The organism is Brevundimonas sp. ALps5 (assembly GCF_058681645.1).
On sequence record NZ_CM178744.1, the window covers coordinates 1,537,808 to 1,562,062 of the forward strand.

Here is a 24,255-nt window from a genome sequence, read left to right on the forward strand (position 1 = left end):
CGTGACGGGGCCCGGAGATCCGGGGCGCGGGACCGGCGTGGAAGAAGGACAAGGCGGGGAGGGCTCTGACAGGCTTATGCTCAAGGCTGCGCTATCACGGCGTTACGCCTGTGTCGCGTATCGTTTGACCCCCGGCGTGTCTTATCAGGGACGCCAGGCCTCGGCCGACTGCAGGCGTTCGTCGCCGTCCTCGTCGATCTCGCCGCGGTTCTTGCGGACCTCGGCCCAGGCGGCGCGCAGCAGTTCGGGCACGCCCTCGCCCGAGACGCCCGAGACCAGCATCGGCCGGCGTCCGGCGACGGCTTCCAGCGCCGCGGCCTTCTCTTCGCGCTCTTCCGGCGACAGGGCGTCGATCTTGTTCAGGGCCAGGATCTCGGTCTTGTCGGCCAGACCCTCTCCATAGGCGTCCAGTTCGCCCCGGATGATCTCATAGGCGGCCGCGACGTCTTCCTGGGTCCCGTCGATCAGATGGATCAGGGAGGCCGAGCGTTCGACGTGGCCGAGGAAGCGCGTGCCGAGGCCCGCGCCCTCGCTGGCGCCCTCGATCAGGCCCGGAATGTCGGCGATGACGAAGCGCTCGCCCGGCGACAGGTCGACCATGCCGAGGTTGGGGGCCAGGGTCGTGAACGGATAGTCGGCGATCTTGGGCCGGGCGGCCGAGGCGGCGGCGAGGAAGGTCGATTTGCCGGCGTTGGGCAGGCCCGCCAGACCGATGTCGGCGATCAGCTTCAGCCGCAGCCAGATCCACATCTCCTGGCCTTCCTGGCCCGGATTGGCGAAGCGCGGCGCCTGGTTCTGCGGGCCCTTGAAGCGGACATTGCCCCAGCCGCCGTTGCCGCCGCGCAGCAGGCATTCGCTCTGGCCGACCTCGGTCAGGTCCAGAACCACCGTCTCCTTGTCCTCGCCCAGCACCTGGGTGCCGACGGGAACCTTGAGGATCACGTCGTCGCCCTTGCCGCCGTGCATCTGGCGGCCCTGGCCGTGGTGGCCGGTGCCGGCCTTGAAATGCTGTTTGTAGCGATAGTCGATCAGGGTGTTCAGCCCCTCGACCGCCTCGATCCAGACGCTGCCGCCATTGCCGCCGTCGCCGCCGTCGGGGCCGCCGTTCGGGATGAATTTCTCACGCCGGAAGGAAACGGAACCGCCGCCGCCGTTGCCGGAACGGATGTAGATCTTGGCCTGGTCGAGAAATTTCATGGAGGACTTTTTGGGGGCGCTATCGCTCGCGACGCGGTCGCTCGCTGCTTGAGCGCCGGGCTTATAGTCGAAGAGAGCGGCGAATTACAGGCGCGTGATGATTCCGTTCGCGCCAAGGCCTCTCTTGGGCATGGAGCGACCACATCGCCGGCGACTACGCGCCCAGAAACCCGCTCGAGCAGCGAGGCCTCCCGGGCCGGGCTGTAGCGGACGAACCAGAACTCCAGACGTGAAAAAGCCCGCTGCGGGGGATACATCGCAGCGGGCTTTCACGCTCTCTGTGGAGCGGACGTTTCCTCCCCGAAACGCCTCCGACCGGCAGCGGTGCTTCCGCGTTGCGCCGTTCGAGTGAGGTCAAATGACCCGGATGCCCGGTCGGCGTCAATGAACCGTCACGCAAAAATCGAAACTTTTATGAGTGATCGTCGATAAGTCATCCGGGAAGGCGGATTTTATCGAAGCTTATTCGATAATGCCGCGAAGGGTTTGCACCAGCTCGGTTCTGGCCACCGTCATCTGGCCCGGCCGAGCGGCCTTCCAGGCTTCGTTGTCGGCCACGCCCGCGGCCAGGGCGCGTCCGGCGTCGAGGTCCTTGATGGTCACCTGACCGGCGGCGATCTCGTCCCCGCCCAGCAGGACGACGGCCGGAGAGTTGCGTCGGTCGGCGTATTTCATCTGGGCCTTCATCCCGGCCCGACCGAGGTAGAGCTCGGCGGGTATGCCCGCGTTGCGCAGCTCGGAGACGGCGTCGAGGTAGGACTGCATGTCGTCCTGGGAGAAGACGATGACCACGACCGGCCCGCGCACCGAGCCGTCCTCGCGTCCGGCGGCTTTCAAAGCTGAAGCGAGACGCGACACCCCGAAGGAGAAGCCCGTCGCCGGGGTCGACTGGCCGGTGAAGCGGGCGACCAGATCGTCATAGCGGCCGCCGCCGCCGATCGAGCCGAAGCGCATCGGCCGGCCCTTGTCGTCCTTCGTCTCCAGCAGCAGTTCGGCCTCGAAGACGGCGCCGGTGTAATATTCCAGACCGCGCACGATGGTCGGGTCGAACTTCACTGACGCCTGATCCACACCCATGGCCTTCAGGGCCGCGTCGATTCCGGCCAACTCCTCGAGCGCGGCCTCACCGGCGGCGCCCAGACCGCCGGCGCGGGCCACGGCTTGCAGCGTCTCGGCGCGCGACAGGGCGGTGTCGCCCGCGGAAGCGAGGAAGGCCTCGATGGTGGCGGCGACGCCCAGCGGCAGTTTCGCCCCCTTGGTATAGTCGCCGCTCTCGTCCAGCCGGCCCTCGCCGAGCAGGGCCGAGACGCCTTCCCAGCCCAGACGGTCGAACTTGTCGACGGCGCGAAGCGCCGTCAGGCGCTGGACCGGGTCGGTTACCCCCCCGGCGTCGAACAGGCCGTCGAACAGTTTGCGGTTGGAGACGCGGATCACCGCCTGACCCTCGGCCAGACCCGCCGCCCTCAGGCCCGCACAGGCCATGGCGATGATCTCGGCGTCGGCCTCGGGCCGGTCCGAGCCCACGGTGTCGGCATCGCACTGCCAGAACTCGCGGAAGCGGCCGGGGCCGGGCTTCTCGTTGCGCCAGACGGGGCCGAAGGCGTAGCGGCGGAAGGGCTTGGGCAGGGTCTCCCAGTTCTGGGCGGCGAACCGGGCCAGGGGCGCCGTCAGGTCGTAGCGCAACGCCATCCACTGGTCGTCGTCGTCCTGCAGCGCCAGCACGCCCTCGTTCGGACGGTCGGTATCGGGCAGGAATTTGCCGAGCGCATCGACGTATTCGAAGGCCGGGGTCTCCAGCGGCTCGAAGCCCCAGCGCTCATAGACCTCGGACACCTTCGCCACGATGCGGCGCTCGGCGATCAGGTCGCGGCCGCGCTTGTCGCCAAAGCCGCGCGGGCTGCGGGCTTCGGGGCGGGCGGGGGTATTGTCAGGCGTGTCGGTCATGGCCGGGCGATTAAGCCATGCAGCCCCGCCCGGCAATGTTTTGAAGGCCTAGCGCTGCTTCAACAGCGGCACCATCCGCCCATAGGTCAGACACCGCCACACCCACTCCAGCGGACCCATCTCGAACACCGACAGCCACAGCGGGGACCAGATCAGCTGCAGCAGCCAGATCGCTCCGACGATCCCCCACAGGGGCGCCGGCTCGACCTTGCCGTACAGCAGCGGCCCCCAAGGCATGTAGAAGAGCGACGTCATGATCATCGTCTGGGTCAGGTAGTTGGTGAAGGCCATCTTCCCGACCGGCGCCAGCCTGCGCGTCAGCCAGCCCAGACCGTATCGCGTCATCAGCACCAGCAGGCCGACATAGGCCAGGGTGCAGAAGGGGGCGAGGGCGTCGCCGATCGACCGGGGAATATAGACCTCCGCCGGGGCATGGCCGGGCAGCAGGTCCAGCCAGTTGTACCAGCCGAACATGGCGGTGATGGCGATCCCGACCACGACCATCAGCCCATAGACCCAGGCCGAAGAGCGTCCGGCCAGATAGCCGGTCTTGAACAGGCCCAGGCCGATCATCATCAGCCCCACGGTCGGGAAGACGAAGACCGCGACGCTCATCCCCTGAACGAGGGCCCACATCTTCAGATTCTCGAACATGGCGCCCGCCCAGCCGGAGCGGACGGCCGCGACGGTCTTCAGCGTCTCGGCGAGCTGTTTGGCGATCTCCGGCCCGGCCTTGGCGGCGTCATAGGGCTGGAGCGAGGAGAAGACGTTGCCGCCCAGCTCCAGCAGGGTGAAGGCGGCGACCAGCCCGATCCCGCTCCACAACAGGCGTTTCGGCGACCACGACCGGCACAGCATCATGAAGACGCCCGACCAGGCGTAGAGCAGAAGGATGTCGCCGAACCACAGGGCCAGGCCGTGGATCAGTCCGAAGATGGCCAGCACCAGCAGGCGCCGCCTGAGGATCGCGCCCCTTGCCTTGTCGCTGCGCTCGCCGCCGACGAGGAAGATCGAAACCCCGAACAGCATGGAGAACAGGGTCCGGCACTTGTTGTGCAACAGGACCTCGACGACCCAGACGGCCCAGGTATTGGCCGTGTCCATCTTGTAGGGCGCGGCCATCGAGCCGGCGTCCATCATCGCCGGCCAGGCGAAGGCGATGGCGTTGACGGCCAGAATGCCCAGCACCGCGAAGCCGCGCAGGATGTCCAGCGTCTCGATCCGGTCGGCCCGGCTGACCGGCCCCGTCTTGAGGGCAGGTTGAACCTCCGGCGCGATGGCCGCTGCGGCGTCTGTCATGGCGATGTCCCCCGGTCCGGCTGACGAACCTTGGCCATAAGACGCCGAACGGCGGTCGATTGACAATACGCCCGGGGCCTCAGACCCGCCGAAAGCCGTCTAGGGGTTGTCGTCGCGCATCAGGCCCAGACGGTCGCGGACCTTCTCGGGCGCCGGCTGGAAGGCGAGGAAGGCGGCGCAGAATCCGGCCCACAGCGCATAGCTGACGCCGACCAGGATCGAGACCGGCAGGCCGCCGACGCCGTAGATCAGCAGGATGGTCTCGGTCGAGCCGAGCGCCTGCATGACATTGCCCGAGGAGATGGCGCCGATCAGGATCTGGATCAGGGCGAAAAGCACCGCCAGCGCCGCGCCGAGCAGGCCGCCGTACAGCATGAAGCGCCAGATGACGCCCAGACGCGAGGCCGGGCGGCCGGTGCGCTCGCGCTCGCGGCCCAGCAGCCACAGGCCGGTCGGGGCGGCGATCAGGCCGATGAACAGGACCAGCAGCCGCCAGTCCATCTCGCGGCCCGGGATCCAGTGTGGCCCGCTGGGCGGCCAGATGAAGAAGGTGATGATCAGCGGCGGCCAGCAGACGGCGGCGAGGCTGGCCAGCACCCGCGAGCCCGGGGTGCGCCGCCACATGACCCGGGTCTGGCCGGGAAGGTCCTCGGGCTTTTCGAAGGTCGGGATCATCGCGTCGGGACCGGAGCGGGGCCGGAATAGTCGTAGAAGCCGCGGCCCGACTTGCGGCCCAGCCAGCCGGCCTCGACATATTTCACCAGCAGCGGGCAGGGCCGGTATTTCGAGTCGGCCAGACCGTCGTACAGCACGTTCATGATGGCCAGGACCACGTCCAGACCCATGAAGTCGGCCAGCTCCAGCGGGCCCATCGGATGGTTGGCGCCGAGCCGCAGCGCCTTGTCGATCGAGGCCACGTCGCCCACGCCCTCGTACAGGGTGAAGATCGCCTCGTTCATCATCGGCACCAGGATGCGGTTGACGATGAAGGCCGGGAAGTCCTCGGCGTTGGTGGTGGTCTTGCCCAGGCTCTCGGCGAAGGCGACGGCGGTCTCATAGGTCGATGCCGAGGTGGCGATGCCGCGGATGATCTCGACCAGACCCATGACCGGGGCCGGCTTCATGAAATGCAGGCCGATGAAGCGGTCGGCGCGGTCGGTCGCCGAGGCCAGTCGGGTGATGGAGATGGAGGAGGTGTTGGAGGCCAGCAGCGTATGCGGGGCCAGATGCGGGACCAGTTCGGCGTAGAGCGCCTTCTTGACCGCCTCGTCCTCGACCGCGACCTCGATGACCAGATCGGCGGAGCCCGCCTCGGCCAGGGACGTCGTGGTGGTGATGCGCGCCAGGGCCGCGTCGGCCTCGGCCTGGGTGGTCTTTCCCTTGCCGACCTGACGGGCCAGGTTGGCGGCGATCTCGCCCATGGCGACGGGCAGGCGCGCCTCGGCGATGTCGTACAGCCGCACGGAATAGCCGCCCAGGGCCACGGCGTGGGAAATCCCGACGCCCATCTGTCCGGCGCCGATGACGGCGACTGTTCCGATCGTGCTCATCAAGTCGTGGTGTTCAGCGGCCTTCGGCCAGACGGCGGCACCTTAAGAGGGTCGCCGGACGGTGCAAGGACGGAATCGTGCAATGCAGCAACAGAGCGGCGGTCGAGGCGGCGCCGGGGACACGGTTTCGCCTCCTGCATGAGCCCGACCGACGCCTCGCGTTCCTAGCCCAGGAACAGCAGCGACGGCGCGGCCAGGGCGTTGAACATCCGCCGCGCGAACTCGAGCAGCAGCAGGACCACGATCGGCGAGATATCGATTCCGCCCAGCGACGGAATGATCCGGCGGAACGGCTCCAGCAACGGACGGGTCACGGCGTCGAGGAAGCCGGCCAGCTGGTTCACGAACCGGTTGCGGTGGTTGATCACGTCGAAGGCGAACAGCCAGCTCAGGATGGCCGTGCCGATGATGGCCCAGACCATCAGGGAGATGACGGCATTGACCAGCCAGATGATCGCACTACCCACGCGAGGTCTCCTGAAACGACGGGTACGGATTGCCGTACCCTTGCTTTGGGCCTTCTAGCCGAGGTCCGGCCCCGCGCCAAACGGCCATACGCCGCACGGGGCGCCGCACCGGCGGGCTCTCACGCGCGGAGGGCTCTACAATCCCCGTTGACACCAGACCCCCGCCCCCCGTATGTCCCGCCCTCGCCTGCACCCTGAGAAGGGGGCCGTAGCTCAGTTGGTAGAGCGCGTCGTTCGCAATGACGAGGTCAGGGGTTCGACTCCCCTCGGCTCCACCAGGCGATTTTCTCCCTCCGGTTCAGACGGTCCGGCCCTGCGGGGCGGTAGGGACGCGTGCTTTCGTCGGTTCGCGTATCCGTGATAGCGTGATCGCGCCGGACCCGTTTCGAGGTCCGCTGTTCGGGGGACGACCATGACTGCAAGACTGATCGGGGGCGCGTTCGCGGCCGCCCTGTGCGCCGCGACCTTCGCCGCCGCCCCGGCCCTGGCCCAGGACGCCTCGCTGGATCCGGTGTTCGGTTCGGTGACCCTGAAGGCCGGGTTCAAGCCGGATCCGCACAGCGTCGACATCGTCGCGGGCGGGACCGAGGACGCCTCCCATCTGGGGGGCGCCTGCGTGGGCATGGTGGGCGAGGCGCCGGACTTCCGGCTGGACTATACCGCGGGCAGCTTCCCGCTGAACCTGTGGGTCTATGCCGACGTCGACACCACCCTTGTGGTCAATGACCCCAACGGCGACTGGGTCTGCAACGACGACGGCGCCGGTGACGGCGGCAACGTCAATCCGGGCCTGCGCTGGGCCAATCCGCCCAGCGGCGTCTACGACATCTGGATCGGCCGCTACGGCACGGGCGACGGCGCCGACGCCAAGCTGGTGATCACCGAGACCCACTGAGGCGCGATCGTCAGACGGCAAAAAGGCCGCCCCGGCGACGGGGCGGCCTTTTCCTTTGACCTGAACCCGAACCTTAGTCCGGGCGCTGGCGCTTCTTGCGGAACGAGGGGTTCAGGATCTGCTTGCGCAGACGGATCGACTTGGGCGTGACCTCGACCAGCTCGTCGTCGCCGATATAGGCGATGGCCTGTTCCAGCGACATCTGGCGCGGCGGGGTCAGGCGCACGGCCTCGTCCTTGCCGGCGGCGCGGACGTTGGTCAGCTGCTTGCCCTTGATCGGGTTGACGTCGAGGTCGTCCCAGCGGGCGTTCTCGCCGATGATCATGCCCTCATAGGTCTTCTCGCCGGCGCCGACGAACATGACGCCGCGGTCTTCCAGGTTCCACAGGGCGAAGGCCGCCGTGTCGCCGTCCGAGTTGGAGATCAGCACGCCCTTCAGACGGCCGGCGATCTCGCCCTTGTGCGGCTCATAGTGGCTGAAGACGCGGTTGAGCACGCCCGAACCGCGCGTGTCGGTCAGGAACTCGCCCTGATAGCCGATCAGGGCGCGCGACGGGGCCTTCAGGCTGATGCGGGTCTTGCCGGCGCCCGACGGGCCCATGTCCGACAGCTCGGCCTTGCGGGCCGACAGCTTCTCGATGACCACGCCGGTGAACTCGTCGTCGACGTCGATCATGACGTCCTCGATCGGCTCCAGCTTCTCGCCGTTCTCGCCGGTCTGGAAGACCACGCGCGGACGCGAGATCGAGACCTCGAAGCCTTCGCGGCGCATGTTCTCGATCAGAACGCCCAGCTGGAGTTCGCCGCGGCCGGCCACTTCATAGGCGTCGCCGCCTTCGGTGGTGGTGACGCGGATGGCGACGTTGGCCTCGGCTTCTTTCAGCAGGCGATCGCGGATGACGCGCGACTGGACCTTGTCGCCTTCACGGCCGGCCAGGGGGCTGTCGTTGACCGAGACGGTCATGGAGATGGTCGGCGGGTCGATCGGCTGGGCGTCCAGCGGCTCGGTGACTTCCATGGCGCACAGGGTGTCGGCCACGGTCGCCTTGGACATGCCGGCGATGGCGACGATGTCGCCCGCTTCCGAACCCTCGTCCAGCGGCTGGCGCTTCAGGCCGCGGAAGGCCAGGACCTTGGTGATCCGGCCGCGCTCGATTTCCTTGCCGTCGCGATCCAGGGCGTGGATCGCCATGCCGGGGATGGCCTTGCCGCTTTCGATGCGGCCGGTCAGCAGACGGCCCAGGAACGGGTCGGATTCGATCAGCACGTCCAGCATGCGGAACGGCTTGTCCTTGTTCTCGGCGACCTTGGGCGGCGGCACATGGCGCACGATCAGGTCGAACAGGGGGGCCAGGGTGTCGTTCGGCTGGTTCAGGTCCAGCGTCGCCCAGCCGGCGCGGCCCGAGGCGTAGATGTGCGGGAAGTCCAGCTGCTCCTCGGTCGCGCCGATGGCGGCGAACAGGTCGAAGGCCTCGTTATGGACGCGGTCCGGATCGGCGTGGGCGCGGTCGACCTTGTTGATGCACAGGATCGGACGCAGGCCCATCTTCAGGGCCTTGGTCAGAACGAACTTGGTCTGGGGCATGACGCCCTCTTCGGCGTCGACCAGGATGACGCAGCCGTCCACCATGCCCAGGATGCGCTCGACCTCGCCGCCGAAGTCGGCGTGACCGGGGGTGTCGATGATGTTGATGCGGGTTTCGCCGGCTTCACCGTTCCAGAGCACCGAGGTGCACTTGGCCAGGATGGTGATGCCCCGTTCCTTTTCCTGGTCATTGGAGTCCATGGCGCGTTCGGTCGTGGCCTCATTGGCCCGGAACACGCCCGACTGGGCCAGGAGCTGGTCGACCAGGGTCGTCTTGCCGTGGTCAACGTGGGCGATGATGGCGACGTTGCGAAGGTTCATATTCGATCGTTCAATGCGAAAAGGCGGCCGAAAAACCGGTGGCCGCTCTGGGATGTGCGTCTGCGGGGAGCGCGCGCCTCATACAGGGGCGCGACGGAAAAGACCAGTAGCTGGAAAATGAGGCCGAACGGCGATTCCTCTCCACGAAGGGGGGAGGGGGCTCGGAGCGCGCTTGCGCTGTGGAGGAGGCCGCGGATTCGGATGCGGTGTCAGAAGTCGACCGCGAGGCCCTTCTTCTCCCAGTCGCCGTACCGGGTGGGCTCGGGGCCGGTCGGGCCGCCATGTTCCAACGCCATTTCGGCGGCTTCCACGGCCCGACGCTCGGCGGCTTCCTCCAGCGCCCGGCGGGCGGCGGGGCTCAGCGGCCGTTCGCGCGTCGCGCCGGGGACGTCCAGATTGAAGCCGGGGTCGTTGGCGGGGGCGTCGAGGGCGATCTCGGGTGGATTTTCGGGGGTATCAGCCATGGCCGCCATATAGGCGGTGAGAGGCCGCCCTCCCAGAGGGGATCGCCCTGCGACCATCGCCCCGCTTTGCTCCGGGGCGCCGCATGGTCTAGGCAGGGGTCGGGGAAGGACAAAGGTGGCGTAAAATGAAGGTCTTCATTCTGGGCGGCGACGGCTTCTGCGGCTGGCCCACGGCCCTGCATCTGTCGGCGAAGGGTTGGGAGGTCGTGATCGTCGACAACCTGAGCCGCCGCAACATCGACAATGAGCTCGAGGTCCAGTCCCTGACGCCGATCCGGACCATGGGCGAGCGGATAGCGGCTTGGAAGGAACTGACCGGGCGCACCATCAGCTTCGTCAACATGACCGTCGGCAAGGAGTTCGACCGGCTGGTCGCCCTGATCCGCGACGAGAAGCCCGACAGCGTCGTCCATTTCGCCGAACAGCGGGCCGCCCCCTATTCGATGAAGTCGGCCCGGCACAAGCTCTACACCGTCGACAACAACATCAACGCCACCCACCACCTGCTGGCCGCCATCGTCGAGAGCGGCCGCGACGTCCACCTGGCCCATCTGGGCACCATGGGGGTCTATGGCTACGGCACCGCGGGGCTGAAGATCCCCGAGGGCTATCTGAAGGTCACGGTCGAGACCGACAACGGCCCGACCGAGCAGGAGATCCTGTTCCCGCCGAACCCGGGCTCGATCTACCATATGACCAAGACGCAGGACGCCCTGCTGTTCCAGTTCTACGCCCGCAACGACCGGCTTCGGATCACCGACCTGCACCAGGGCATCGTCTGGGGCGCCCAGACCGAGCAGACGCGGTTGGACGAGCGGCTGATCAACCGCTTCGACTATGACGGCGACTACGGCACGGTGCTGAACCGCTTCCTGATGCAGGCGGCGGTCGGATACCCCCTCACGGTGCACGGCGCCGGCGGCCAGACCCGGGCCTTCATCCATATCCAGGACACGGTCCGCTGCGTCGAACTGGCGCTCAACAACCCGCCGGCGCGCGGCGAGCGGGTCAAGATCCTGAACCAGATGACCGAGAGCCGCCGGGTCCGCGATCTGGCCGCCATGGTCGCCCACATGACCGGCGCCGAGGTCCACAACGTCGCCAATCCGCGTCAGGAGGCCGACGAGAACGAGCTGGTCGTGGCCAACGACCAGTTCAGGGATCTGGGGCTCAAGCCGATCACCCTCGCCGAGGGCCTGATGGCCGACGTCACCGAGGTGGCTCGCCGCTATGCCGACCGCGCCGATCTGGCGAAGATTCCCTGCGTCTCGGCCTGGAACACCGACCGCGCCCGGGCGCTTGAGACGGACGCCTGCCCAACCTCGCCGCCTTCGATCGATGTCGCGCCTCTGCGGCCCCGGGCGCGGGCCTGAAAGAGACCGATTTGAGTGCCGATCTGAAGCTTCTGGTGTTCGGCGGCGGCTATCTGGGCCGGGTCGCGGCGCTGGAGGCGATCCGCCGGGGCGGAACGGCCGTCGCCACTTCGCGGGATCCCGCGCGGCGTCTGGCGCTGGAAGCTGAAGGGATCGCCGCCGTCGACCCCGCCGACCGCGAGGCCCTGTCGGCGGCCCTGGCGGGCGCTAGGACCGTCCTGATCACCTCTCCCCCCGACGCCCAGGGTTGCCCCGCCCTGAGGGCTCTGGCGGCGGCGGAATCGGTCTCCACGGCTTGGCCCGACTGGATCGGCTATGTCTCCTCCACCGCCGTCTATGGCGACCGCGACGGCGGCTGGGCCTTCGAGGATGACGCCCTGAACGCCTCCAGCCTCGAGGGCGGTCGGCGCGTCCGGGCCGAGGCCGACTGGCTGGACGCCGGGCGCGGCATGGGGTTGACGGTGCAGATCTTCCGCCTGCCGGCCATCTACGGTCCCGGCCGGTCGGTGGTGGACCGGCTGCGCGACGGCTCGGCCCGGCTGGTGCGAAAGCCCGGTCAGGTCTTCAACCGGGTCCATGTCGAGGATGCGGTGGCGGGCCTGTTCGCTTCCATGGCCCGGCCCCGGCCCGGCGCGGCCTATAATCTGGCCGACGACGCACCGACCCCCGCCGATGTGGTCATCGCCGGCGCCGCCGACCGCCTCGGCCTGCCGCGTCCGCCCGAGGTCGACTGGCATGACCCCGAGGTCTCCGACGCCATGCGCCGCTTCTATCTGGACAACAAACGCATCTCCAACGCCCGAGCCAAGGCCGAACTGGGCTGGCGGCCGAAGTATCCGACCTGGCGGGAGGGGCTGGAAAGCCTGTTGTAGTCACCCTCTCCCATAGGGGGAGGCTTGAGCCTCGGGGAGCGTAGCGATCGGCAAGGCGAAAGGGTGAGGGGTTCTGTCCCCAACCGGCGAGGGCATAACCCCTCACCCTCCCACTGACTGCGTCAGCGGGCCCCTCCCTCTCCCTCCGGGAGAGGGGTCAGATCAGAAAGGCAGCACGTTCCGCTGGCGGCTGTAGGCCATGGTGCCGACGTTGGCGCCGAGGCGCAGGCCGACGCCGGTGCGGACCGGGGCCAGAACGATGCCGTCGGCGCGCTGGTAGTTCACGCCCAGACCGCCGACCAGATAGGCCGAGCCCTCGACGCCCGGGTAGCGGCGGTAGATGGCGTCGGGGGTGTAGAGGCCATAGACGAGGGTGAAGACCCGGCTGGCGTTGCCGCCCAGGTCCCAGCCGATCGAAATGCCCTGCCAGTAGACGTCCTGGGCCGTGCCGAGGTCCTTCATATGCAGGGCGCCGCGGCCGTAGCGGACGCCGAGCGCCACCGCGCCGGCGCCTTCCTCACCGGCGATATAGCCGGTCGGGCTGTCGCCCTGGTCGCGGAAGATGCGTTCGATCGCGCCGCCCATGGCCTCGGCGGCGATGCCCAGTTGGCGCGAGCCGGCGGCGATCAGCTCATCGGCCGAATAGGCGGGGGCGTTGGCGTCCGAGGCGATCGGATAGGCGGGCTCGGTCCCCTGACGCGGGGCGACGCCACCGCTGGCGCAGGCCCCAAGCGCCGAGGTGGCAGCGGCGGCGAAACCGGTCTGGATGAGGTGGCGGCGATGCATGGCTGAGGTCCCCGGCGGTGAGAATCGCCCGTCATGCGAGCGTTATCCTCAACCTCGCGGGCCTTTGCGGCAGCCTTGCGGCGTCAGGGTTAATGAGAGGTTACGGCGCCGGCGGGGTCGCTCGCTGCCTGGGCGTCAGGCCCAGGCAGCGAGCATCACCTTTCCGTCAGGCACGCAGCTGGGCGCCCAGTTTGGTCGCGGCGGCCACGACCTTGGCCGACAGGGCCTCGATCTCGGCCTCGGTCAGGGTCGCCTCGCGGGGCTGGAGCACGACCTCCAGCGCCACGGACTTGGAGCCCTCGGGAACGCCGGCGCCGCGATAGACGTCGAACACCCGGACCTCCTCGATCAGGGTCTTGTCGGCGCCTGCCACGGCGCGGACCAGATCGCCGGCCGCCTTGCCGTCCTCGACCACGAAGGCGAAGTCGCGGGTCAGGGGCTGGAGCACCGACAGGTCGGCCGAGCCGCGTGTCTTGGCTTTCGCCTTCGGCTCGGGGACGCTTTCCAGCACGATCTCGAAGGCCAGCATCGGACCGTCCGCGTCCAGCGCCTTGAGCACGCGCGGGTGCAGGGCGCCGAACTCGGCGATGACCGTCTTGGGACCCAGCTGCAGGCGGGCCGAGCGGCCGGGGTGCCACCAGTCACGGTTCTGCCCCTGGGCCAGCTGCAGGGAGCCGACCGGCGCGCCGATCTCTTCCAGCAGGGCCATCAGGTCGCCCTTGAGGCCGAACAGGGCGTCGTCGGCCCCCTCTTTTCCGGCCCAGTGCCGCGCGGCGTGCGGGGCGATCAGGCCGGCGATGACGGTGCGCTGATCCCTGGGGCCGTCGCCCGGATAGATGGGGCCGATCTCGAACAGGGCGGCGTCGGCGTGCCCGCGCGCGGCGTTGCGGGCGGCGGCCTGGATCAGGTTGGGCAGGACCGAGGGCCGCATGCAGTCCAGTTCGGACGCGATGGGGTTCTCGAGCACCAGACGCTCGTCTCCGCCGCCGAACAGGGCCGCGATCTTCTGGCTGGTGAAGGACCAGGTCACGGCCTCGGCGTAACCGGCGGCCGCCAAGGCCCGGCGGGCCAGACGGATGCGGGCCTGACGCGGGTTCAGCACGCCCTTCGACGGCGGGTTCTGGTCGGGCAGGGGGGTGTCGGGCAGATGGTCGAAGCCGACGATGCGGGCGACCTCCTCGACCAGATCGGCTTTGCCCTCGACGTCGCGCCGCCAGGACGGCGGGGTCACGGTCCAGGGCTCGGCCTGGCCGGTCTCACCCGCCTTCACGAGGAAGCCGAGCTGGCCGAGGATCGTCCCGATCCGGTCGTCTTCCAGGTCCATGCCCGAGAGCCGCTTCACATAGGCGGGGTCGAACGGGAAGGGCAGGGGATTGGCCGGATGCTCGCCCGTCAGCACGATCTCCGACGGCTCGCCGCCGCACAGGTCGAGGATCAGGCGGGTGGCCAGCTCCAGACCGGGGATGACCGAGGCCGGATCGACGCCGCGCGCGAACCGGTACTGGGCGTCCGAGGAGATGGTCAGGCTGCGGCCGGTCTGGGCCGTGACGATGGGGTCGAACCAGGCGCTTTCGAGGAAGACATCGACAGTCTCGTCCGAACAGCCGGTCGATTCCCCGCCCATGACGCCGCCCAGGCCGATGGGGCGTTCGCCATTGGCGTCGGCGATGACGCAGACGCTCGCCTCGGCCGCATAGGTCTTGCCGTCCAGGGCGATCAGATGCTCGACCGCGCCGGTCTCGGCCGAATGCAGGCCGCCGCGAACGACGATCTCGTCGCCGACCAGCTTGCCGGCGTCATAGACGTGCAGCGGGCGGGCGCGGTCGTAGGCGATCAGGTTGGTGACATCGACGAGGCGGTTGATCGAGCGCAGGCCGATGGCCTGCAGACGCGTCTGGAGCCAGGCCGGGGAGGGGCCGTTCTTCACGCCGCGGATCAGGCGGCCGGCGAAGACGGGGCACATCCCGGGGGCCTCGATCCGCACGGTGATCGGCGAGGCGAAGGCGCCGCGCACCACGGCGATGTCATAGTGCTTCAGCTTGCCCAGACCCGTCGCGGCCAGATCGCGGGCGATGCCGGCGACGCCCAGCCAGTCGGGGCGGTTGGGGGTCACCTCGAAGTCGATGACGGGTTCCAGGGCGTAGACGGTCGCGGCCGGGGTCCCGACCGGGATGGACGGCGGCAGCTCGAGGATGCCGTCGCTCTCGCCCGGCAGTTCCAGTTCGCCGGCCGAGCACAGCATGCCGTTGGAGACGACGCCGCGCACCGGCTTCTCGACCAGGGTGACGCCGAGGCCAGGCACCCAGGCGCCGATGGGGGCGTAGATGGTGGTCAGCCCTGCGCGCGCGTTCGGGGCGCCGCAGACGATCTCCTTCATCCCGTCGACGGTCTCCACCTGGCAGACGCGCAGGCGGTCGGCGTTGGGGTGCTGGACCGCCTCGACGATGCGGGCGACGGTGAAGGCCTTCAGGGTCGCGGTCGGATCGGCGACATGTTCGACCTCAAGACCCGCCATGGTCATGGCGTCGGCGACGGCCGCGGCGTCCGCGGTCGTCTCCAGATGATCCTTCAGCCAGCCGAGAGTGAACTTCACGCCGGCGCTCCGCCGCCAGGCCCCGTGGGAAGGCCCTGCAGTTGCTCGAGGAAATCGGGCGCGCCCGTGTAGGCCACGCCGACAAAGTCGCAGCGCCGGAAGAGGCAATCGCTCAGCGGGATAGCCCCCGTGAGGCGGGTCGGGCCGAGTGGCTGGAACATCAGATTGCGCATGTCGCCGTCGGCCGAGCCCATGTTGCAGGCGTCGAACTGGCAGCCGGAAATGGGAACGACCACCGCCGGTCCCTGGATTCGACAGTTGGTGAAGGTCTTGCCCTTAAGCACCGACTCCCCGCGCAGCACGGCTTCGTGGAACAGCAGCGGCAACCAGATGTCGAGGTTGCTGTAGTCGGGGCCGGGGCCGAGGGCCTGGAAGGTCAGGGTCTCGCTCATGCGCCCACTCCACCTTCGCCGGCCGAAGCGTTCATGCTGGCGGCGAGTTCGTTGAGGAAGGTCTCCGGGCCGGTGAAGCCGACCTGGACGAAGCGGCAGCGCACGAAGCGGCAGTTGGCGACGCCCACGGCGCCTATGATCTTGTCGCCCAGGGGCTTGAACATCAGATTCATCGGGTTGGAAGTGACCCCCATGTTGCAGCCGTCGAGGCCGACGTCGTTCAGAGCGACCAGAACCGCCGGGCCCTCGATGACGCAGTCGGTGAAGGTCTTGCCCGAGATCACCGGCTCGCCGGCGTTCAGGTGATAGGCCGACAGCATCGGCAGCCAGACGGCTTCATTGGTGAACTCGGTGCGGGCGACCATCGCGCGACCGAAGGCTTCGTCGTGGATATCTGTCATGGGACGCTTCTTGAAATCAGCTGAGGCCCGAGGCCGGGTTGGGCGCGGAGAAGGCGGAGAAGCCGTAGTGGGCCAGCCACCGGACGTCGGCCTCGAACATGGGGCGCAGGTCGGGCATGCCGTACTTCAGCATCCCCAGACGGTCGACGCCCATGCCGAAGGCGAAGCCTTGGTATTCGTCCGGATCGATGCCGCAGGACCGCAGCACGTTCGGGTGGACCATGCCGCAGCCCAGGATCTCCAGCCAGTCGCTCCCTTCGTTGAACCGGATCTGGCCGCCCGAGCGGTCGCAGCGGATGTCCATCTCGGCCGAGGGTTCGGTGAAGGGGAAGTGGTGCGGGCGGAAGCGGGCGTCGACGGCGTCCAGCTCGAAGAAGCGGGCGATGAAGGTCTCGAGCGTCGTCTTCAGGTGACCCATGTGGATGTCGCGGTCGATCACCAGCCCCTCGACCTGATGGAACATCGGGGTGTGGGTGGCGTCGGAATCCTTACGGAAGGTCCGGCCGGGCGCGATGATGCGGATCGGCGGCTGCTGGGACATCATGGTCCGCACCTGCACCGGCGAGGTGTGGGTGCGCAGCACCTTGCGCTCGCCCGTCTCGGGGTCGGGCTTGAGGAAGAAGGTGTCGTGCATTTCCCGCGCCGGATGCTTGGGCGGGAAGTTCAGGGCCGTGAAGTTGTGGAAGTCGTCCTCGATGTCCGGGCCTTCGGCGACGGCGAAGCCCATGGCGGCGAAGATGGCGACCATCTCGTCCATGACCTGCATGGTCGGATGGACCCCGCCCTGGCGGCGCGGGCGGGTCGGCAGGGTCAGGTCGATCTTTTCGGACAGCAGCCGGGCGTCCAGCTCGGCGGCCTCCAGCTCGGCCTTGCGGTCGGCGATGCCGGCGGCGACGCGGTCGCGCAGGCCGTTGATCATCGGCCCCTGTTCGCGGCGCTCGTCCGGGCTCATCGCGCCCATGCCCTTGAGCAGGGCCGAGATGACGCCCGTCTTGCCCAGGGCGTTGACGCGCACGGCCTCCACCTCGGCGACGGTCGTCGCGCCGCCGATGGCGTTGATCAGATCGAGTTCGAGTTGGGGAAGATCGGTCATTGTCGGGAGCATCTAGCGGCTGACGAGGCGTTCGTCACCCATGTGACGCCCGTATGGCGATCCGGGCGCGGCTTAACGACGTTCGGCGCCGCTTTCTCAATCGAATGGAGCCGATGATCCGGCCTCGACGGGAGGTGGCCATGAACTGGATTCGCGGGCTTGGACGCCGGCTGGGCTACGCCGGCCGCTCTGATCGGCGCGAATTCATCGCCGGCGGCGCGCTGACCGTGATCGCGCCCTATGCCCTGTCGCTGGCGATCAAGGGTTCGGTCAAGGGCCTGTTCGCCGTCTTCCCCCGGACAATCGCCCTGATCATGGCCCTGGTCCTGACCGTGATCGTCTGCGCCGCCATCCTGGTCTGGTTCTGGGGCTGGAGTGCGCTGGTGACCCGCCGCGCCCGCGATGTCGGCCTGCCCGCCTGGGCGGGGTTGGCCAGCCTGATCGGCCTGTGGGCGACGATGACCGGCCTGAAGGAACTGGCCTCGCCGGATCTTTATGGCTGGACGAACTTCATCGCCTGCATCGTCCTCGCCGTCGTCTGGGCGGTCTGGCCGAGCCGGGGCGGATCCTGGACGCCGGGGAAGACGCGCGTGACATCGTCCCGGCCTTCCGCCGAACCCGCCTGAATCTCCAAGGCTGCACGGGCCGCAAACGAAAACGCCCGCCCCGGCGACCGGGGCGGGCGTTTCGATCGGATAGACCGAAGATCTTACGCCAGGGCGGCGCGGACCTTGGCGGCGATTTCCTTGAAGCCCACGCCTTCCATGGCGATCGCGGCCAGGACCTTGCGGTCCAGCTCGATGCCGGCCTTGCCCAGGCCGTGGATGAACTGGGAGTAGGTAAAGCCTTCCTGACGGGCGGCGGCGTTGATGCGCTGGATCCACAGGGCGCGGAAGTTGCGCTTGTTCACGCGGCGGTCGCGGTAGGCGTATTGCCCGGCGCGGTCGACGGCGGCCTTGGCCGTGCGGATGGTGTTCTTGCGGCGACCCGAGAAGCCCTTGGCCTGTTCGAGAACCTTCTTGTGTTTGGCGTGGGACGTAACGCCCCGTTTCACGCGAGCCATGATTTATTCCTTCAAATTCGTTGGGTTGAGATCAGTCTGGAGCGTGCGCCGATCAGGCGTACGGCATGTAGGACTTGATCTTCTTGGCGTCGGCGTCGGCCATGACCGAAGTGCCGCGGTTTTGGCGGATGTACTTCGAGTTGTGGCTGATCAGGCGGTGGCGCTTGCCGGCCACGCCCGCCTTGACCTTACCGGTCGCGGTGAATTTGAAGCGCTTCTTGGCGCCCGACTTCGTCTTCAGTTTCGGCATTTTCCACTCTCTTTTTGGGCTACCGTCCTTCGGACTACTTGAGCCCGAGGTGGATGGTGGCGCTGGTTTCGAAACCGCCAAGGCATGCCATTAGCCCGGCGGTTCGTAGGCGAAGGCGCGGCTAGTAGGGGAACCGGGCCCGAAAGGCAAGCGGAGTCTGGATTTTCGGCCCCCTTCTCACGACTCAGTTCGGCGGGTTGTTCGCCTCCAGAAAGCGGACCGTCTCGGTCAGCATCCGGGTGCGGGTCTCCTCGCGCGACAGCCAGTGGTCCTCGCCGGTCAGCTCGATGAACTCGACCGGCTTGCCCGCCCGGCGCAGGGCGTCGGCCATGATCCGGCTCTGTTCGATCGGAACCACGGTGTCGTCGCGGCCGTGCAGCAGGAGGATGGGGGCGTCGGCCGTCTCCGCCAGCCGGACCGGCGATCGGGCGTCCAGCGACCGGTCGCCCGGACCGTCGCCGCCCATGAAGCGGTTCCAGTAGCGGACGGCCTCGGTGTCGCGGCGCACGCTCCGGCCGGCCTCCCGGGCGACCATCCGGCGCAGGTCCGAGACGCCCGCGACCGAAACGGCGCAGCGATAGACGCCGTGATCCAGCGTCGGACCCGCGAGGGCCGCATAGCCGCCGTAGCTGGCCCCGACGATACAGACCCGCTCGGGATCGATGATCCCCTGACCCGCCAGCCAGCGGACGCCGTCCGAGAGATCGGTCTGCATCTTGCGGCCCCATTCGCCGTAGCCGGCCTCGACGAAGGCCTCGCCATAGCCGCTGGAACCGCGGAAATTGGCCTGCAGCACCGCATAGCCGCGCGAGGCGAGGCCTTGCGCCCACCAGTCGAAGCCGCCGTCGTCGCGCGCCTGGGGACCGCCGTGGGCCAGGACCACCAGCGGCAGGCCCTTCGCATCGGCCCGGCCCGGCGGCAGGGTCAGATAGCCGTGGATCTCCAGTCCGTCGGCGGCGTCATAGGTCACGGTCCTGACGGAGGCGACCATCGACGGCGTGATGGCGTCATAAGCGGCGCCGACGGTGGTCACGCCCCCGCCGTCGAGGTCGACGAGATGATAGGCGCCCGAGTCGCCGTCCCCGCTGGTGAAGACCACCGCCTGGCGCAGGTCGTCGCTCCAGCTGACGAGCTGGGGCTTCTTGCCGGGCAGGCCGGTTTCGACGGCGTCCCACAGCGCGCCCGCGTCCTGTTCGACGAAGCTGTAGCGTCGGCCGTCGTCATCACGGCGGGTGACCCCGACCAGCCGCCCGGTCACCGGGTGGAAGATCGCGCCCTGGGTCTCGAACTCGAAGCGCAGGGAACGCCAGACCCCGGTCGAGAGATTGACGTCGAACAGGCCGTTCACGCCCTTGCCCTGATGGCTCAGGTCCGGGCGGTCGGCCAGGACGATGACGCTGTCTCCGGCCATGCCGAGACCCAGGAGGCTCGGCCGGTCGAGCGGGGCGTTTACGGACCAGATTTCACGCGCCGCGCCGCCCTGCCGGAATTGCAGGCTCCAGCGCTGGGTTCCTCTGTCGTACTCAGCCTGGGCCAGCGGATGGCCGGCGGTGTCGAGAACATAGTCCACGACCGTGTCGGACAGGTCCTCGAAGCGCCGGGGGCGGCCCGTGTCGGGATCGATCCGGTAGAGGTCGAGATGGTTGGCGCGGCCGAAGTCATGGGCGCGGACGAGAACCAGAGGGTCGCCGCTGTTGGGCAGGACGCGCGGCGTTCCCATCAGGGAGGGAAAGATGCCGGGAGCGCCGTTCAGCATGCGGGTGACCCGGCGTCGGGCCGGATCGTAGATCTGGCCGAAGGAGAACTCGGTCTTGCTGACGCCGATGTCGGGAAGGGACTCGGTCGAGGTGCTGGTCACCAGCACCCTGTCGTCGCCGATCCATTGCAGGTCCCGCACCTTTGTCAGGCCGACGCCGGCCGTGCCGAGCGTCCGGCCTGCCTTCAAATCGGCGACGGCCAGGGTTCGCCGATCGCCGACCACGGCGACGAAGGCCAGACGATCTCCCGAGGGCGAGATCTGGACCAGTTCCAGCGACGGCAGGGCGCCGTAGGCCGAAAGAGGGGCCAGAGCGGCGGGCGGGTTCTGGGCAGGCGCGCCTTGGGCCTGCGCCGCGACCGGCGCGAAAAGAAGCAAGGCGCTGGCCAGCGCCGCCGTCGTTATAAGATACAAGATTGGCCCCCGCCGACACTGAACTCCGTTCACCTTCGCCCGGCAGGGCTGAAGGCTCAAGGGGATTTCGCCTTCAGGTCGTCTGTGTCGCCGCGATCTCCGCCTGCCGGCGACGGAAGGCCCGGCCGGCGTTGAGCGCGGCCACCGCCGCCGGGACGGTCAGAAGGGCGCCGATCAGCATGGGCCAGTTGTGACCCACGCCCGAGAAGACGGCGCCGGCCACGATCGGGCCGACGATGCGGGCGCTGGAGCTGGCGGCCATGTTCAGACCCAGCATCGCGCCCTGCCGGTCGGGCGGGGCCGAGCGGGAGATCAGGGCCGAGATGTTGGGCATGGCCGTCGCCATCCCGAACGCGCCGACGGCCATCATCACCGGCACGGCCCAGGCGACCGGCGACAGCACCTGGCCGGTCAGGCCGATCCCGAACAGCAGGCAGCCGCAGGCCAGGACATTGCTCTCGCCAAACCGCCGCGCCAGCCGGCCGGTGATCAGGCTCTGGCACAGGACCGAGACCACGCCGACGGCCATGAAGCTGAGCCCCACCTCGCGCGCGCCCCAGCCGTAGCGGGCCTCAACCCACAGGCCGAAGGTCGATTCCATGCCCGAGAAGCCCGCCATGTAGATCAGGGTCACCAGCAGGACGCGGGAGATGACCGGGTCGCGCATGGCATCGCGCACCCCGCCGAGGAAGGGCGGACGCGCAGCGGCGGGATCGGCCTTCGCCCGGCTCTCCCTCAGGAAGACGATCACGCCCAGACCGGCCAGCAGGCACAGGCCCGCCGCCGCGAAGATCGGCAGCTGATAGCCCAGCCGGCCCAGGTCGGGATGGACCATCAGACCGCCCAGACCCGGCCCGACGATGAAGCCCAGGCCGAAGGCGGCTCCGATCATCCCCATGCGTCCGGCGCGGCGCTCGGGCGGGGTGATGTCGGCGACATAGCCCTGAACAGTCGAGATATTGCCTGCGCCCAGGCCGGTGAACAGCCGCACGGCGATCGCCAGCCAGATGTTCGGCACGAAGGCCAGGGCCAGATAGCCGACGGCGTTGGCCAGGACGGTGATCAGAAGCACGGGCTTGCGGCCGATCCGGTCCGACAGCCGCCCCCAGAAGGGTTCGCCGAAGAACTGACCGAGCGAATAGGCCGAGAACATCAGGGCGACTTGCCAGGCCTCGGCTTTCAGGCTCTGTCCGAAGAAGGGCAGCAGCGGCACCACCAGGCCGAACCCGACCAGATTGATGAAGACCACGGCGAACAGGACGGCCAGGGCCGGGGCCTGACGCTTGGAGGAGGCGGGATCGGGCGGCGCATCGGTCATGGGCGGACGCTAGCCTGTGCCGCCCGATCCGGAAACGGGGTTCTGCGGGCGCCGGCGCCGATCCGGCCGCCGCGGCCTCAGTCCGGCGGGTTGTGGGTTTCGAGGAAGCGCAGCGTCTCGGTCAGCATCCGTGTGCGGGTGCTGGCGCGCGACAGCCAGTGGTCCTCACCGCTCAGCTCGATCATCTCGACCGGCTTGCCCGCCCGCCGCAGGGCGTCGGCCAGGCGTCGGCTCTGGATGAAGGGCACGACCGTGTCGTCGCGGCCGTGAAGGAGCAGGATCGGCGCATCCGACCGGGCCGCCTGCATGATGGGCGATCGGTCGTCCAGGGAGCGGTCGCCGAGGCGCTCGGCGCCCATGAAGCGGTTCCAGTAGCGCACAACCGGCGAGTCCCGTCGCCCGCCCTGGTCCGCTTCCCATTGGACCATGGCGCGCAGATCCGAGACGCCCGACACCGCGACGGCGCAGCGATAGACGCCGTTGTCCAGTGTCGGACCGGCCATGGCCGCGTACCCGCCATAGCTGGCGCCGACGATGCAGACCCGTTTCGGATCGATCGTTCCCTGCGCGGCCAGGTAGCGAACCCCATCCGAGAGGTCGGTCTGCATCTTCAGACCCCATTGGCCGTAGCCGGCCTCCAGATGCGCCTGACCGAGGCCGTCAGAACCCCGGTAGTTGGGTTGGAGCACCGCATAGCCGCGCGAGGCGATCGCTTGGGCCCACCAGTCGAAGCCGAGGCTGTCGCGCGCCTGGGGTCCGCCGTGTGGCAGGACGACCAGCGGCAGGTTCTTCGGGTCGGTGACGCCCGGCGGCAAGGTCAGATAGCCCGGAATGCGCATGCCGTCCGCGGCAGGGTATTCGACGATCTGGATATGGCCGACCTGGTCTGGTCTGAGCGGATAGGTCTCGCCGAAGATTTCGGCGGTGCGCCGGTCGAGATCCAGCAGTTGATAGGTGCCGGGGTCGCCGTCGCCCTCGGTCTGGACCACGATGGTGCGCATGTCGTCCGACCATGACACGAGCTGGGTCCGCTTGCCCCGGAACGTGGATTTGATGGTGTTCCAGGCCCGTTCGGCGGCGGGGTCGAGGAACTGATAGCTGGCCTCGCCGTCGCCTTCTGTGCGGGCGCCCATCAGAAGACGGGTGCGGGGGTGAACCGACACCGAGGTCGGTCGTCCGGAGAAGGGCAAATCCGACCATTCGCCGGTATCGAGGTTCAGGATGCGATAGTCGTCCGGCGCGCTGTCCTTGCCGCCCTGGATGACGACCTCGCGGTCCGTGCGACCCAGGGAGACCATGCTGGGGGTGTCGATAGGGGCATTGGTCTTCCAGACGTCGCGGAAGAAGCCGCCGGGGATCGCCTTCTGAACGGCCCATTCGCCGCCGACCTCATAGGTCACGCGGGCGACAGGCTGGCCCGCCTCGTTGAGAAGATAGCCGCCCGCCCGCGCGGGATTCTGCAGGACGGTGTCGCCACGGCCGGTGTCCGGATTGATGAGCCACAGGCCCGTCCCCTTGTAGGCAGGGCCCTCATAGCCCGCGCCTGCGGCGATCAGCCTGCCGTTGCGCACATAGGTCGGGCCGCTCAGCCGGGGAAAGACCCCGTCCGTGTTGCGGAACACCTTGGCCACCTGGCGGGTGCGGATCGAATAGATCTGCCCCTCCCACAGTTCCATGCGCTGGCCTCCCGTCAGTTCGCCCATCTGGGTCGCGGAGGTGGTGGCCATCACATAGTCTTCGCCGATCCAGTCCAGGCCCCTCACCTTGATATCGCCCGCGCGAACCCCGCCGATCACGGCGAGAGTCTCCAGATCGCAGATGATCAGGCTGCGCTGCTCTCCGACGATGGCCACATAGGCCAGACGTTTCCCGCTCGGCGAGAGTTCGACCATATCGGTGGACGGCATGCTTCCGTAGACGGAAAGCGGCGCGGCCCCCGGGACATAGCCTGGCTCAGGGGGCAGGCATGAAGGGGCGGCGCCCTGAACGTCCATCGGCTCGAGGCCGCCTTCGGCCGCGGCTTCGGCCCTGACGGTCGAACCGGTCGCCACGAGCCCCAACATCGCCGCCGACAATGCAGCCGACAGGGCGGCCGCACGCGCAAATTGCCTGGAAATCATCCCATTCCCCCGAAATCCCCGCGGGAACCCTAGCGGCGCCTCAACCTGTGGCAAGACTCTTTGCAACCCGAAAACGAAAACGCCCCGGCGCGGCGGCCGGGG

22 protein-coding genes and 1 tRNA gene are annotated in these 24,255 nt (G+C 68.4%); 5 read left to right on the forward strand and 18 right to left on the reverse strand.

The genetic code is table 11. From position 1 onward, the window contains the following. Nucleotides 1-144 precede the first annotated feature (144 nt). The 6 genes from obgE to ACW172_RS07425 form a co-directional block, all read right to left on the reverse strand. Nucleotides 145-1,197: a GTPase ObgE gene (gene obgE / locus ACW172_RS07400; RefSeq protein ID WP_492034537.1), complete on the reverse strand. Its 1,053-nt coding sequence runs from the start codon at nucleotides 1,195-1,197 to the stop codon at nucleotides 145-147. Between the two features lie 462 nt (nucleotides 1,198-1,659). Then, complete coding sequence (gene hisS / locus ACW172_RS07405) at nucleotides 1,660-3,141, reverse strand: histidine--tRNA ligase (RefSeq protein WP_492034538.1); 1,482 nt, start codon at nucleotides 3,139-3,141, stop codon at nucleotides 1,660-1,662. Between the two features lie 48 nt (nucleotides 3,142-3,189). Then, nucleotides 3,190-4,440 (reverse strand): DUF418 domain-containing protein, encoded by a 1,251-nt coding sequence (locus ACW172_RS07410; protein WP_492034539.1) that lies wholly within the window; start codon nucleotides 4,438-4,440, stop codon nucleotides 3,190-3,192. A 99-nt stretch (nucleotides 4,441-4,539) separates the two neighbouring features. Beyond that, a complete protein-coding gene (locus ACW172_RS07415; protein WP_492034540.1) occupies nucleotides 4,540-5,115 on the reverse strand; it encodes a phthalate transporter in 576 nt (191 codons plus the stop codon). Next, nucleotides 5,112-5,990 carry a 3-hydroxybutyryl-CoA dehydrogenase gene (locus tag ACW172_RS07420; RefSeq protein WP_492034541.1) on the reverse strand — a complete coding sequence of 293 codons (879 nt, stop codon included), beginning with the start codon at nucleotides 5,988-5,990 and terminating at the stop codon, nucleotides 5,112-5,114. The genes ACW172_RS07415 and ACW172_RS07420 overlap by 4 nt, the downstream gene beginning before the upstream one ends. A 164-nt stretch (nucleotides 5,991-6,154) precedes the next feature. Beyond that, nucleotides 6,155-6,457: a YggT family protein gene (locus tag ACW172_RS07425; RefSeq protein WP_492034542.1), complete on the reverse strand. Its 303-nt coding sequence runs from the start codon at nucleotides 6,455-6,457 to the stop codon at nucleotides 6,155-6,157. A gap of 202 nt (nucleotides 6,458-6,659) precedes the next feature. On the opposite strand from ACW172_RS07425, the gene ACW172_RS07430 reads away from it, so the two are divergent. Together ACW172_RS07430 and ACW172_RS07435 are read left to right on the forward strand one after the other, a co-directional pair. After that, nucleotides 6,660-6,735 (forward strand) — tRNA-Ala (locus ACW172_RS07430). 134 nt (nucleotides 6,736-6,869) lie between these two features. Further along, nucleotides 6,870-7,352, forward strand: coding sequence for a peptidase S1 (locus ACW172_RS07435; protein WP_492034543.1), 483 nt, complete (start codon nucleotides 6,870-6,872; stop codon nucleotides 7,350-7,352). Nucleotides 7,353-7,425: 73 nt separating this feature from the next. On the opposite strand, the gene typA is transcribed toward ACW172_RS07435, so the two are convergent. Both typA and ACW172_RS07445 read right to left on the reverse strand, forming a co-directional pair. Further along, entirely contained in the window at nucleotides 7,426-9,258 is a 1,833-nt protein-coding gene (gene typA, locus ACW172_RS07440; RefSeq protein WP_492034544.1) for a translational GTPase TypA, read from the reverse strand. Between the two features lie 209 nt (nucleotides 9,259-9,467). Beyond that, nucleotides 9,468-9,722: a DUF1674 domain-containing protein gene (locus ACW172_RS07445; RefSeq protein WP_492034545.1), complete on the reverse strand. Its 255-nt coding sequence runs from the start codon at nucleotides 9,720-9,722 to the stop codon at nucleotides 9,468-9,470. A 125-nt stretch (nucleotides 9,723-9,847) separates the two neighbouring features. Between ACW172_RS07445 and ACW172_RS07450 the strand changes: the two genes are divergently transcribed. Next, nucleotides 9,848-11,095, forward strand: a complete 1,248-nt coding sequence (locus tag ACW172_RS07450; RefSeq protein WP_492034546.1) for an NAD-dependent epimerase/dehydratase family protein — start codon at nucleotides 9,848-9,850, stop codon at nucleotides 11,093-11,095. Nucleotides 11,096-11,106: 11 nt separating this feature from the next. Further along, nucleotides 11,107-11,967, forward strand: a complete 861-nt coding sequence (locus tag ACW172_RS07455) for a Rossmann-fold NAD(P)-binding domain-containing protein (RefSeq protein WP_492034547.1) — start codon at nucleotides 11,107-11,109, stop codon at nucleotides 11,965-11,967. Between the two features lie 162 nt (nucleotides 11,968-12,129). Here ACW172_RS07455 and ACW172_RS07460 read toward each other — a convergent pair whose 3' ends face one another. The 5 genes from ACW172_RS07460 to pheS form a co-directional block, all read right to left on the reverse strand. Continuing rightward, entirely contained in the window at nucleotides 12,130-12,753 is a 624-nt protein-coding gene (locus ACW172_RS07460; protein WP_492034548.1) for a DUF1134 domain-containing protein, read from the reverse strand. A gap of 166 nt (nucleotides 12,754-12,919) precedes the next feature. After that, nucleotides 12,920-15,346, reverse strand: coding sequence for a phenylalanine--tRNA ligase subunit beta (pheT, locus tag ACW172_RS07465; RefSeq protein WP_492034549.1), 2,427 nt, complete (start codon nucleotides 15,344-15,346; stop codon nucleotides 12,920-12,922). Continuing rightward, nucleotides 15,343-15,738, reverse strand: coding sequence for a hypothetical protein (locus tag ACW172_RS07470; RefSeq protein WP_492034550.1), 396 nt, complete (start codon nucleotides 15,736-15,738; stop codon nucleotides 15,343-15,345). The genes pheT and ACW172_RS07470 overlap by 4 nt, the downstream gene beginning before the upstream one ends. Beyond that, a complete protein-coding gene (locus tag ACW172_RS07475) occupies nucleotides 15,735-16,139 on the reverse strand; it encodes a hypothetical protein (protein ID WP_492034551.1) in 405 nt (134 codons plus the stop codon). The genes ACW172_RS07470 and ACW172_RS07475 overlap by 4 nt, the downstream gene beginning before the upstream one ends. Nucleotides 16,140-16,155: 16 nt before the next feature. Then, nucleotides 16,156-17,232 (reverse strand): phenylalanine--tRNA ligase subunit alpha, encoded by a 1,077-nt coding sequence (gene pheS / locus ACW172_RS07480; RefSeq protein ID WP_492034552.1) that lies wholly within the window; start codon nucleotides 17,230-17,232, stop codon nucleotides 16,156-16,158. 140 nt (nucleotides 17,233-17,372) lie between these two features. Between pheS and ACW172_RS07485 the strand changes: the two genes are divergently transcribed. Continuing rightward, entirely contained in the window at nucleotides 17,373-17,858 is a 486-nt protein-coding gene (locus ACW172_RS07485) for a DUF805 domain-containing protein (RefSeq protein WP_492034553.1), read from the forward strand. A gap of 83 nt (nucleotides 17,859-17,941) precedes the next feature. Here the strand turns inward: ACW172_RS07485 and rplT are convergent, their stop codons facing one another. The 5 genes from rplT to ACW172_RS07510 all read right to left on the reverse strand — a co-directional run bounded on the left by rplT (nucleotide 17,942) and on the right by ACW172_RS07510 (nucleotide 23,940). Next, a complete protein-coding gene (gene rplT / locus ACW172_RS07490; RefSeq protein ID WP_207869596.1) occupies nucleotides 17,942-18,295 on the reverse strand; it encodes a 50S ribosomal protein L20 in 354 nt (117 codons plus the stop codon). A gap of 52 nt (nucleotides 18,296-18,347) precedes the next feature. Continuing rightward, a complete protein-coding gene (rpmI, locus tag ACW172_RS07495; protein WP_003166435.1) occupies nucleotides 18,348-18,545 on the reverse strand; it encodes a 50S ribosomal protein L35 in 198 nt (65 codons plus the stop codon). Between the two features lie 184 nt (nucleotides 18,546-18,729). Further along, on the reverse strand, nucleotides 18,730-20,715 hold the full coding sequence (locus ACW172_RS07500; protein WP_492034554.1) for an alpha/beta hydrolase family protein: 1,986 nt from the start codon (nucleotides 20,713-20,715) through the stop codon (nucleotides 18,730-18,732). A 73-nt stretch (nucleotides 20,716-20,788) separates the two neighbouring features. After that, entirely contained in the window at nucleotides 20,789-22,033 is a 1,245-nt protein-coding gene (locus tag ACW172_RS07505) for an MFS transporter (RefSeq protein ID WP_492034555.1), read from the reverse strand. Nucleotides 22,034-22,110: 77 nt separating this feature from the next. Continuing rightward, complete coding sequence (locus ACW172_RS07510; RefSeq protein WP_492034556.1) at nucleotides 22,111-23,940, reverse strand: alpha/beta hydrolase family protein; 1,830 nt, start codon at nucleotides 23,938-23,940, stop codon at nucleotides 22,111-22,113. Between the last annotated feature and the right edge of the window lie 315 nt (nucleotides 23,941-24,255).

Excerpts from the sequence above, each read along its gene's own strand:
- obgE (WP_492034537.1), bottom strand. The coding sequence starts at position 1,197 with ATGAAATTTCTCGACCAGGCCAAGATCTACATCCGTTCCGGCAACGGC.
- hisS (WP_492034538.1), bottom strand. The coding sequence starts at position 3,141 with ATGACCGACACGCCTGACAATACCCCCGCCCGCCCCGAAGCCCGCAGC.
- ACW172_RS07410 (WP_492034539.1), bottom strand. The coding sequence starts at position 4,440 with ATGACAGACGCCGCAGCGGCCATCGCGCCGGAGGTTCAACCTGCCCTC.
- ACW172_RS07415 (WP_492034540.1), bottom strand. The coding sequence starts at position 5,115 with ATGATCCCGACCTTCGAAAAGCCCGAGGACCTTCCCGGCCAGACCCGG.
- ACW172_RS07420 (WP_492034541.1), bottom strand. The coding sequence starts at position 5,990 with ATGAGCACGATCGGAACAGTCGCCGTCATCGGCGCCGGACAGATGGGC.
- ACW172_RS07435 (WP_492034543.1), top strand. The coding sequence starts at position 6,870 with ATGACTGCAAGACTGATCGGGGGCGCGTTCGCGGCCGCCCTGTGCGCC.
- typA (WP_492034544.1), bottom strand. The coding sequence starts at position 9,258 with ATGAACCTTCGCAACGTCGCCATCATCGCCCACGTTGACCACGGCAAG.
- ACW172_RS07445 (WP_492034545.1), bottom strand. The coding sequence starts at position 9,722 with ATGGCTGATACCCCCGAAAATCCACCCGAGATCGCCCTCGACGCCCCC.
- ACW172_RS07450 (WP_492034546.1), top strand. The coding sequence starts at position 9,848 with ATGAAGGTCTTCATTCTGGGCGGCGACGGCTTCTGCGGCTGGCCCACG.
- ACW172_RS07460 (WP_492034548.1), bottom strand. The coding sequence starts at position 12,753 with ATGCATCGCCGCCACCTCATCCAGACCGGTTTCGCCGCCGCTGCCACC.
- ACW172_RS07470 (WP_492034550.1), bottom strand. The coding sequence starts at position 15,738 with ATGAGCGAGACCCTGACCTTCCAGGCCCTCGGCCCCGGCCCCGACTAC.
- ACW172_RS07475 (WP_492034551.1), bottom strand. The coding sequence starts at position 16,139 with ATGACAGATATCCACGACGAAGCCTTCGGTCGCGCGATGGTCGCCCGC.
- pheS (WP_492034552.1), bottom strand. The coding sequence starts at position 17,232 with ATGACCGATCTTCCCCAACTCGAACTCGATCTGATCAACGCCATCGGC.
- ACW172_RS07485 (WP_492034553.1), top strand. The coding sequence starts at position 17,373 with ATGAACTGGATTCGCGGGCTTGGACGCCGGCTGGGCTACGCCGGCCGC.
- rplT (WP_207869596.1), bottom strand. The coding sequence starts at position 18,295 with ATGGCTCGCGTGAAACGGGGCGTTACGTCCCACGCCAAACACAAGAAG.
- rpmI (WP_003166435.1), bottom strand. The coding sequence starts at position 18,545 with ATGCCGAAACTGAAGACGAAGTCGGGCGCCAAGAAGCGCTTCAAATTC.
- ACW172_RS07505 (WP_492034555.1), bottom strand. The coding sequence starts at position 22,033 with ATGACCGATGCGCCGCCCGATCCCGCCTCCTCCAAGCGTCAGGCCCCG.
- ACW172_RS07510 (WP_492034556.1), bottom strand. The coding sequence starts at position 23,940 with ATGCCGTCCACCGATATGGTCGAACTCTCGCCGAGCGGGAAACGTCTG.